Here is a 10,627-nt window from a genome sequence, read left to right on the forward strand (position 1 = left end):
TGATGGAGATGGCGAAAAAGGTGCACGTGATTGCCCACACGCATTGGGATTTTGAATGGTATTTTACGGTGAATGAGTCTTCGGTTCAGTTTGTTTATCATATGGATGAGGTGCTTCGTGCACTTGAGGAGGGCGTGCTCCAGTATTATTTGCTGGACGGACAGATGAGCATTGTCGATGATTACTTGCGTTTTTGTCCGGAAAATCGGGAGCGGATTCACGCGCTTGTTCGGGCAAGAAAGCTGTTTATTGGACCGTGGTACACGCAAACGGATGAACTCGTGATCAGTGGCGAGTCGATTGTGCGGAATTTACAAATTGGGATGGCTCGTGCGAAACAACTGGGTGGTGCGATGAAAATTGGGTATTTGCCAGATTCGTTTGGTCAAGGAAAGGATATGCCGAAGATTTACCGCGGAATGGGGATCAGTGATACGGTCTTCTGGCGTGGTGTGCCAAATGAAAAAGTGCAGTCACGCGATTTTATTTGGATGAGTGAGGATGGCTCAGAAGTGGTGGCTGCCAATATTAAAAATGGCTATTTTGTCGGGGTGGATTTAATTGAAAAAGAAAACCCGGAAGAGCTTATCACACGTGTTTCGGAGGGAGCTGAAACGGGGCAGGTGCTACTCCCAGTCGGTGGGGACCAGCGTTTCGTTGATTTCAATCTTAAGGAACGGATTGCTGCTTATAATGCGAAACTTTCTGGGGTAGAGCTTTTGGAAAGCACTTATGAAGATTATTTGAAAGCTATTCAAGGCGAGGTGCTGCCAAGAGTTTCAGGAGAGTTCATTTCAAGTTCTGTTTCGAAAATTCATCGCTCGATTTATTCGTCACGCTACGACCAAAAATATATGAACGATAAGCTAGAGCGCCGACTTATTTATCAATTGGAACCGCTCATGCTCATGGCAGATTCGCTCGGGATTCCTTATAAAAAAGAATTGCTGGAAGAAATTTGGAAGCTTGTTCTCCGCAACCATGCGCACGATAGTGCTGGGGGATGTAATAGTGATGCCACCAACCAAATCATCAATGAGCGCTTTAAAGAAGCAGATGAACTTTCCTACTCCGCTGTCGATTATTTAACAAGAAAAATCGCCGAGTCCCGCAAAAATACGAAGCCCAATGACCTTGTTTTTTACAATACCTTGCCTTATAGCGTCCGAAAAACCGTTCGTTTCGAAGTTTCTGTGACATCGCCTAGCATTCGACTATGGCAAGAAGGAAGGGAACAGGCTTGTCAGATTTTGAACTCAGAAAAACGCTACCGCGGCGAAATTAAGCGCGATGAGTCGTTGTATGACCCTGAAAAATATTACTATCTGCATACAGTTTCGGCCGAGGTGGAAATCCCAGGGCTTAGCTTTACGACTTATGAAATTGAAGAAGTGGCTGAGGAGGTAGAAACTGGGCAGACGGCCGGAAATAGCATCGAAAACGAGCGCTATCGCTTCACGCTTCAAAGCGGCCAAGCAACGCTCGTAGATAAAGCTTCGGGAAACGAATATGTCGATTTTCTTTGGCTAGAAGATGGCGGCGACGAAGGTGATACCTATGATTATTCGCCTGCTTATCACGATGACATCTGTCGCCTGGATTTTGCGGATGCAAAAGTGAGCATCCAGACGGGCGAATTAGAAAGCCGCTTACTTGTATCCGGAAACTTTGCCGTTGCGCGCGATTTAGCGGACCGCAAAGCAGGAAAGCGAAGCGCGCATATTCCTTACCAAATGGAAGTGCGGCTTGCGAGAGAGACTGAACGAATCGAATTTAATTTAAAAATGGATAACCAGGCGCAGGATCACAGAATGCGGCTGATCGTCCAAACGGATATCCAAGCGAAGCACTCGTATACGGATACGCCATTTGGAACCATCAGCCGACCGGTGATTGATCCGCATCTACATGACTGGAAAGAGCTAAATTGGCGCGAGGAACCGACGGCGATTTTCCCGATGCTGCATTATCTGAATGTGCATAATAACAAAAGTAGCTGGACAATTTTAGTTAAAGGAATGAAAGAGTATCAAATTGTGGGCGAAACGTTCAATCAAATGGCAGTGACACTTTTCAGAAGCGTAGGTTACCTTGGTCGTCCTGACTTAATTCGCCGTCCGGGAGATGCATCGGGCAATCAGTATCGTTACGTAGAAACGCCGGATAGTCAACTTGAAAAAGAGTTGCACTTCAAATTTGCACTCGTACTTGACCCAGCCTATGACCCGGCGAAGTTCATGCGCGACTATCAGCATTACGCCGTGAGTCAACCTTATTACCAAATTCAAAACTTGAATGCCTTTACGACCGCGCTCAAATATTTTGTCTCGAACCCGCTTCCAGAAAAAATCACCGAGCCGCCGTTAAATTGGCAACTTAAACCTGAAAAACTGGTGTTCAGTTCGTTTTCTCGAGCTAATGACGGCGGGATCGCGATTCGCTTCTATAATCCAAGTACGACTGAAGAAGTGCCAGAAGAAAAAATTCAATTACCAAGAAAAATGGATGTGGCATTCACTAGTTTAAACGGCGAAGCGCTTACCGAGAAAGTCTTTACAGAAGAAGTTTCGCTTGGACACTTTAAACCAGGAGAAATCAAAACCATTGTGGTTTATCCTAACTAAGAAAGTGAGGAGAAAGCTTTGCAAGATAATTTGTTTTTGTTGATCGAATCGCATCGCATGGATTTCACCGCTGTGGAACAAGTGATTGCGGATTATTTGGTCTCAAAAAAACCAATTTTGCGGATCGAAGAACTGGCTAAAGCCATTGCCGTTTCCCCTTCTTCGATCACGCGTTTTTGCAAGAAACTCAACTTGAATAACTACAAAGAATTGATTTTTCTTTACAATTTGTCGCTTGAAGACAGTGAAGAAAGCGTCCCCGTTTCCTCAAGTGTAACGGCGAGCTACCACGCGCTTGCGACACAAAGTGATACCAATTTTGCGGAAAATGTGATTGAGCATTTTTGTAAGGCGATTTACAGCAAGAAAACGATTAATTTTTGGGGAATGGGATTTAATTCTTTTGCCGGCGGGGACTTTCAATTTAAGTTTTCCCGCCTTGGCAAATTTGTCCGCGTCGCAAGCGACCAGCATACCATTTTGATGACCGCGCATTTTGCCGACCAAAGTGATTTAATTATTATTTCCACGTTACGCGGAGAAGATGAAACGCTCTATGAAGCGGCCAAGATCGCGCAACAAAAAGGCGTTGAAATTTTGCTCATTACGGCAAACAAGGAAGCGAAGATTATTCAATTTGCGACGGAAACTCTTTTTGCGGCTTCGCTTTTGGCGGAGGATACGCTGGGAAATATTTCGCCACAAATCCCGATTTTAATCGAACTGGATATGATCTACAGGCAATATCAAAATATGTACCAGTCCACTATCCGACAATGGGTCATGTCTGAACAAATTTTGACGGATAAATTCAAAGGCGGGTTTTCAGATTGAAACGGGGGAAATAAGCCCGATTCAAGCGTACTATCGCTAGGTGTGAGTTTCTTGCTTAAAAAGGTTTTAAAGGTGAGAAACTAGGAGAAAAATAGATTTTTGATTAACTACAGAAAAGGGTAGAGAGGTGAAGAAATATGAAACTCGATAAGCTGCAAAATAATATGATTAAAATTGCCAGCAAAATCGAAGCGAATACCATTTTACAAGTCATTAAAAATGCCTTTGTTGCAGCTATTCCATTCACAGTCGTCGGTTCGTTTTCCAATTTGATCAAAATGCAATTAGAAGCTCTCGCAAAACACTTGAAAGTGACATCTGGCTTTCTTCCCAAACTGATTGACTTGTTTGGCTCGATTGGGCAAGCAACGCTCGGTATGGTCGCTATTATCATCGTTCTCGCTGTATCTTATAACTATGCCAAGGAACTCAAGAAAACAAATGATAAAATGAATGTCGTCTTGGTTGTTTTGTTAGCGTTTGCATCTTATATGGTGATGGTTCCAAATCTTGTCTCCTCACCGGAGATTAAGCAAGATATCGCTGGCTATGCGAACAACTTTTTTTAGCTTTGAAGGCATGTTTACAGGTCTCATTACTAGTTTCTTATCCGTGTATCTTTATTCCAAGTTAGCCAAAAGTAAGTTCACTATCAAGATGCCGCCTGGTGTTCCACCGAACGTATTTAATTCTTTTTTCCTCGCTAATTCCGATTTCAATGGTGCTCTTATTGTTCGGCATTGTACGGATTCTCATTGAAACACTTGGATACACATCGTTACTTGATTTGATTAACCAAGTCATCATCACACCGCTAACGGATGTTGGAACTGGTCTTCCTGCAATCATCGTCGTTATCATCTTGATGCAAGTTTTATGGTTTTTCGGCTTGCATGGTTTTAACATCGTTTGGGGTGTTGTTTCGGCTTTTTGGTTACCGCTGTTTCTTAAAAATGTTTCCGAATTTGCGGAGCATCACGATTTTTCTCAGATCAGCATTGCGCCCAATACCATGACAAATGTTTACGCTATGATTGGCGGCTCCGGAGCTACATTCGGTTTGATTCTTGCCATCTTGCTGTTTACTCCTAAAAATTATAGTGGGCGGTCAGTCGCAAAACTCGGGTTTATTCCAGGGCTATTTGGCATTAATGAGCCGATCATTTTTGGGTTACCGATCGTGCTGAATCCGATTTTCTTCATTCCGTGGGTGGGAGTTCCTGTGATTAACGCGGTCATTGCTTATGTAGTGACGAAAATTGGTTGGGTTGTGCCACTTGTTGTCCTTAACTCAGGAAATGAACCTATCTTTGTCAGCACGTGGATTTTAGGAGCGTTTCATTTTAGTCCTGTTGTTCTCACGCTTGCGCTTGTGATCCTCGATATTTTCCTTTACTTGCCATTTATTAAGATGAATCAAAAACTTGATATGGCGGGAGCAAGTGAGAGCGGTGCTAAAACAGAAAAATAATCGAAAAGAGAGTCTGGGAAAAGCGTTCCTAGGCTCTTTGTTTAAGTTTCAAGGCTTTTTATGATAATGTCAAAAAGTAGTATAATACAACTAAAAATTTGATACTTTGTATTTCTTGAGTGTTTAATAATAAAATTTTATAATAAAATAGGATGGTGGGCTTATCCAGAGTGTAAATAAAAATAGAAAAAAGGATGGGATTAAGAAGATGAAAACAAATTTGTGGAAAATGTTGTTGTCTGCGTTTATTCTATTGTTTGCTCTAGCGGGATTTTCAAGCGCTGCAAATGCGCATGGATATGTAACAAAACCGGGAAGTCGAGCTTATCTTGGTAGTACACAATTTACAAATGATACTGGGCTTGCTCCGTTAAATAAAAATGTTGGAGCTGTTCAATATGAACCACAAAGTATTGAAGCACCTAAAAATACTTTTATTACAGGTAAAATTGCGAGCGCTGCCATTGATCGTTTTAGTGCAATCGATGAACAGACAGCAACGCGATGGCACAAAACAGATATTACAACGGGAACATTAGCAGTCAACTGGAAGCTAACAGCGCAACACCGGACATCAACATGGGATTATTACATGACAAAATCTAATTGGGATCCGAACGCACCTCTTAATATTCAGGATTTTGAAAAAATCGCAAGTATTGATGATGGAGGCAGCCTTCCTAATAAGGATGTTGAGCAAAAAATCAATATTCCAAGTGATAGAAAAGGTTATAACGTCATTTTAGCAGTTTGGAATATTTCCGATACAGTTAATGCGTTCTACCAAGTTATTGATGTTAATGTAAAATAAAAAAGAAATAAAAATCAAATCTATTTTTATTTGCACGCAAACACATTTTGATTTGAAAGCCTAAATTGGCGACAAATGGTATCAGCCGTTTGTCGCCAGTTTTTTATCGTCCCAAAGCTTTAAGCATTTGCTCGCAGTAATCTAAATAATCCTGATCAATTGATGTATATTTCGGTAACAGAATTTAAGTCAAAGTAATGCCGATTTCAGAGAACACTATAAAAGTCATGCGGAATTTCCGCATGACTTATTTAAATAATCGACTGGATGGTTGAAAAAAGTGCGTTTAGGATTGTTTTGCTGGTAAAATGGTAATTTCATTTACACCAACATCTTTGGGTTGCGATAATGCATAAAGAACGGATTCAGCAACAGACTGTGGAGAAATAGCAATTTGATAAAAACGATCCCAATTAGCTCGGTCATCATCAGAAGAAATCGTTTCTAGTAATTCTGTTTGAATGGCACCTGGATATAAAAGGGTCGTTTTTATATTTGTTCGTTCCGCAATGGATTCCTGCCTTAAGCCTTCGACGATTGCTTTTACCGCAAATTTTGTCCCACAATAAACAGAGTTCCCAGGGAAAATTTTCTTACCTGCGATCGAGCTTGTTACAACGACATGCCCGCTTTTTTTGTGCTATGAATTTCGGTAAAACACTGGCGATACTATTTAGAACGCCTTTTATATTGATATTAATCATTTCATTCCATTCCTCAAGTTTTAGTTCGCTAATGCTCGATGCTGGCATAATTCCGGCATTAGCAAAAAGAACATCGACTTTCTTGAAACGACGGATTGTTTCTTGAACTAATTTTTCAACTTGACTTGGCAGACGGACATCCCCTGTTACATAGCCACAATTTTCCTCGCCTAATTCTTTTGTTAATTGCTGTAGCTTTTCTTCACGTCGCGCGAATAACATCACTTTAGCTCCATTTGCTACAAGTAACCGAGCACTTTCCATCCCGATTCCAGAGGATGCTCCTGTAATAATAATTACTTTGTCTTGAATATTTTCCATTTTGTCTGACACTCCTTAATTGTTGTATTCATCTGCATGTGTGAGAGGAAGAGGGATTGTCCCGTTAGCAAAACCCTCTTCCATCCTACAGACAATTTGTGAAATACTTTATTTATTTCACAGGAGTATATAGCACAAATTTGTGAATTTAAACAGATTATGCCTGAAAAGTCTATTTTAGGTCGCAAACGATCAGTGAAAGCCTTTTCTTGAATGATTTTGAAATACTATTTATTTTTTTCTAACTAATCATCATTTAAGAGTTAACTATAAAATTAATGAACGATTTCGGTCAAAAAAGAATCAAAAAACATAAAAAAAATGAGCTTTATGCATATTTAACTCATAGCATTGAATAATTCTGGTCATCATGCTATTCTTAAGACAAATAAAGGAAAGCGCTTACTTTGTTGGGAGGTTTTTAGCTTGAGTATCATGGAATTACTAAATGAAAATCGTATTATTTTTGATGAAACAATAACTACAAAAAATGAGCTATTTGAAAAAGTAGCAGAACGTCTTGAAGCAGAAGGATCCATTTTGAATGGCAAAAAATTTGTAAAAGATCTTTATAAGCGGGAAGCAGAAACTTCAACTGGCATTGAATCTGGGTTTGGCATTCCTCATGCCAAAAGTAAACAAGTAACAAAACCTTTGATTGCTTTTGTTCATTCCGGGAAAATGACGGATTATTTTGGTCTCGATGAATCACCCGTTGAATGGTCTTTCATCATTGCCGTTCCGAAAAAAGCCGCGGATACACATTTGGAGATTTTAAGCGAGCTTTCTCGGAAATTAATGGATCCAGTATTTCAAGAAGAATTAAAAAATACGAAAGATTATGAAAGTGTTAGTGAAGTATTAACTTAAAAGGAGGCGTCTCACATGAAAATTGTCGGTGTAACAGCTTGCCCGACTGGAATTGCACATACTTACATGGCAGCAGAAAAGCTGACGAATACAGCAGAAGATTTGGGTCATCAAATCAAGATGGAAACACAAGGTGCAAAAGTTGAAAATGTTTTAACAGCTGAAGAAATTGAACAGGCAGATTATGTGATTCTAGCTGTTGATAAAGACATTGATTTAAGTCGCTTTTCCGGCAAAAAAATAAAACGTGTGTCCACTTCAAGAGCGATCAAAGAAGCAGATCATGTGCTTGAAGAAACACTAGCAGAAAAAGGATTAACGAAAGCAGAGTCAAGTAAAATAGATGGAAATACAAGTGATGGCAAGAAAGCAGGAATTTATAATCATTTTATGAATGGTGTCAACTATATGTTGCCATTTGTCATTGCAGGCGGAATTTTGATCGCTATTAGTTTCGCATTTGGAATTGATGCATCCGATCCAGATTCTAGCAGTTATAATGCGATTGCCGGAGCCTTTTCGAAAATTGGAGGAGATACAGCCTTTGCGCTAATGGTACCTGCGCTTGCAGCAGGAATCGCAAGTTCTATTGCCGGACGCGCTGGTTTTGCACCAGGACTTGTTGCAGGGACTCTTGCGACAGCGGGCGGTTCCGGTTTCCTTGGCGGGATGATCGGTGGGATTTTAGCCGGTTACCTGGCACATTTCTTTGCAAATAAAATTAAAGTAGCTAAATCCATTGCTTCCATTTACCAGTTGATTGTCGTTCCACTTGCAAGCATTGCGATTGTTGGCTTTGCGATGGTGTTTATCATTGATACCCCGATTTCCTGGTTGCTTGAAGCGCTAACTGGTTGGTTAAATGGACTAGGTGAAACTTCAGGCGTGCTATTTGGATTACTGATAGGGGTCATGATGGCAGCAGATATGGGAGGACCGATCAATAAATCCATTTCGACCTTTTCGATTGGCTTGATGACAGCCGGTGTTAACGCACCCATTGCAGCGTGTATGGCAGCAGGAATGGTTCCACCACTTGGACTAGCGCTTGCCACCTTATTATTTAAAAACAAATTTACTACGGAGGAAAAAACAGCAGGAAAGTCTTGCTGGGTTTTAGGAGCATCCTATATTACAGAAGGCGCGATTCCGTTTGCCGTAGCCGATCCACTGAGAGTCATTCCGAGTCTAATGGCAGGCTCCGCAACAGCCGCTGCTATTTCAATGGGGGCTGGAGTAACGTCACTTGCTCCACATGGCGGCATTTGGGTGATGTTTATCCCAAGCGTCATCAATCATGTCTTTATCTACTTGCTCGCCATCATTTTAGGAAGCATTGTGACAGCAGTGATGGTTGGGCTGCTTAAGCGTCCCGTTAAAAAAGAAGAACCAATAAAACAAGAGGTGAATGTGTAATGTTAATGACTATGAAAGAACTATTAAAAGTAGCGAATGAAAATGAATTTGCCGTTCCTGCCTTCAACATTTGCAGTTACGACATGTTAAAGGCTATCATGGAAGAAGTAGAAGCAAACGAGGCTCCCGTTATCCTTGAAATCCATCCAGATGAAATTGCCTATCTAGGAGATGAATTCATTGCAACCGTCAAAGAATATGCCTTAAGAAGTCGCGTTCCAGTTGTCATTCATATGGACCACGGGGGAACGATTCAAGATGTTATGCGCGCCATCCGAAATGGCTATACGTCCGTTATGATTGATGCTTCGACTGTGCCATATGAAGAAAATGTTGCCTTAACAAAAGAAGTTGTAAAGCTCGCGCACAAAGTGGGGGTTTCTGTCGAAGCAGAACTTGGCACAATTGGCAATAATGGTTCAGCAGAAGGCGGAGCAGATTCCATCATTTATACAGATCCCGATCAAGCTGAAGAATTTGTAAAGGAAACCGAGATTGACACGCTTGCGGTTGCGATTGGAACGGCTCATGGACTTTATCCGAAAGACAAGAAACCAGAGCTTAATATCGACCTTTTAAAAAACGCTACATGAACGCCTAGATATCCCGTTTGTTTTACACGGAGGGTCAGGGAATCCTGATGCAGAAGTGAGCGAATCTGTCCATTATGGCGTTGGCAAAGTGAATTTAAGTTCGGATTTAAAAAGTGTCTTTTTTGCAGAAATCCATCGTGTGTTAAATGAAAACAAAGGAATGTATGAACCAAACCAAGTTTACCCAGCCGCAAATGAAAAAGTAAAAGAAGTCGTTCGCCATAAACTTAAAATTTTAAACACAATAGGACAAAGTAAGCGATATTAATTTTAAGCAAGAAAACGAGTAGGAGGTGAGGGCGATGTTGAGCGTTGCAGAAGAAAGACAACAGCAGATTGTTAATTATTTAAAAGTGGAACAATTTGCTCGGATTCAAGATTTGATAAAGCTTGTTAATTATAGTGAAGCGACCGTGAAGCGTGATTTAGTTCATTTAGAAAATAAAGGACTAGTGAGGCGAACAAGAGGCGGGGCCATGATTATTGATAATCAAAAAATTGATATCCCATACTTGATGAAGATGAACGAACTTAACAATGAAGAAAATAAAAAGTATGTTGCGGAAGTGGCAAAAACGCTCATTCGTGATGATATGGTCATTTTTCTTGATTCAAGTTCAACCTCACTTTATCTAGTAGGTGTACTCAGTCGATTTGAGGGACTTCAAATCATTACAAATGGTGTGATGACAGCCTCAATGCTATCCGAATTCACGAGCGCACGCGTGAGCATTTTAGGTGGCTCAATTTTGCCGAAGCGTTATACAGTTAACGGAGCCAAAGCCTATAATGATGCATTAACTTATAACGCAGACATCTCCTTTGTTTCTTGCCGCGGGATTGATTATGATAAAGGTGCGACAGAAACGCATGAAGGCGAGGCGCTCATCAAACAGGCGTATCGCAGACAATCGAACTTGCTCGTCTTACTTGCAACACAAGAAAAAATGAATCATAAATTTATGATCACCAAAGTCTCGCAT

7 protein-coding genes and 3 pseudogenes are annotated in these 10,627 nt (G+C 40.9%); 9 read left to right on the top strand and 1 reads right to left on the bottom strand.

Translation table 11 applies throughout. From position 1 onward, the window contains the following. The first annotated feature begins 8 nt into the window (after positions 1 to 8). The 5 genes from MAQA_RS00710 (at position 9) to MAQA_RS00725 (ending at position 5,740) form a co-directional block, all read left to right on the top strand. The gene (locus MAQA_RS00710) at positions 9 to 2,624 is read left to right on the top strand and encodes a glycoside hydrolase family 38 N-terminal domain-containing protein (protein ID WP_036070346.1); all 2,616 of its coding nucleotides are present in this window, start codon (positions 9 to 11) and stop codon (positions 2,622 to 2,624) included. An 18-nt stretch (positions 2,625 to 2,642) separates the two neighbouring features. Further along, positions 2,643 to 3,458, top strand: coding sequence for a MurR/RpiR family transcriptional regulator (locus MAQA_RS00715; RefSeq protein WP_036070349.1), 816 nt, complete (start codon positions 2,643 to 2,645; stop codon positions 3,456 to 3,458). Positions 3,459 to 3,595: 137 nt separating this feature from the next. Next, positions 3,596 to 4,027 carry a PTS sugar transporter subunit IIC gene (locus tag MAQA_RS14770; protein ID WP_206537495.1) on the top strand — a complete coding sequence of 144 codons (432 nt, stop codon included), beginning with the start codon at positions 3,596 to 3,598 and terminating at the stop codon, positions 4,025 to 4,027. 98 nt (positions 4,028 to 4,125) lie between these two features. Continuing rightward, positions 4,126 to 4,929 (top strand): PTS transporter subunit EIIC, encoded by an 804-nt coding sequence (locus MAQA_RS14780; RefSeq protein WP_241462998.1) that lies wholly within the window; start codon positions 4,126 to 4,128, stop codon positions 4,927 to 4,929. 208 nt (positions 4,930 to 5,137) lie between these two features. Next, a complete protein-coding gene (locus MAQA_RS00725; RefSeq protein ID WP_036070351.1) occupies positions 5,138 to 5,740 on the top strand; it encodes a lytic polysaccharide monooxygenase in 603 nt (200 codons plus the stop codon). Positions 5,741 to 6,026: 286 nt separating this feature from the next. Here MAQA_RS00725 and MAQA_RS00730 read toward each other — a convergent pair. Next, positions 6,027 to 6,765, bottom strand: a pseudogene (locus MAQA_RS00730) (SDR family oxidoreductase). A 435-nt stretch (positions 6,766 to 7,200) separates the two neighbouring features. Here MAQA_RS00730 and MAQA_RS00735 point away from each other — a divergent pair. The 4 genes and pseudogenes from MAQA_RS00735 to MAQA_RS00750 all read left to right on the top strand — a co-directional run. Next, on the top strand, positions 7,201 to 7,635 hold the full coding sequence (locus tag MAQA_RS00735) for a PTS sugar transporter subunit IIA (protein WP_420911913.1): 435 nt from the start codon (positions 7,201 to 7,203) through the stop codon (positions 7,633 to 7,635). Between the two features lie 15 nt (positions 7,636 to 7,650). Continuing rightward, the gene (locus tag MAQA_RS00740; RefSeq protein WP_036070356.1) at positions 7,651 to 9,051 is read left to right on the top strand and encodes a PTS fructose transporter subunit IIC; all 1,401 of its coding nucleotides are present in this window, start codon (positions 7,651 to 7,653) and stop codon (positions 9,049 to 9,051) included. Next, positions 9,051 to 9,912, top strand: a pseudogene (locus MAQA_RS00745) (ketose-bisphosphate aldolase). Before MAQA_RS00740 ends, MAQA_RS00745 begins: the two are co-directional and overlap by 1 nt. 34 nt (positions 9,913 to 9,946) lie before the next feature. Next, positions 9,947 to 10,627: pseudogene (locus tag MAQA_RS00750) on the top strand (DeoR/GlpR family DNA-binding transcription regulator); the annotation flags it as partial.

Source organism: Listeria aquatica FSL S10-1188, assembly GCF_000525795.1.
Classification (GTDB): domain Bacteria; phylum Bacillota; class Bacilli; order Lactobacillales; family Listeriaceae; genus Listeria; species Listeria aquatica.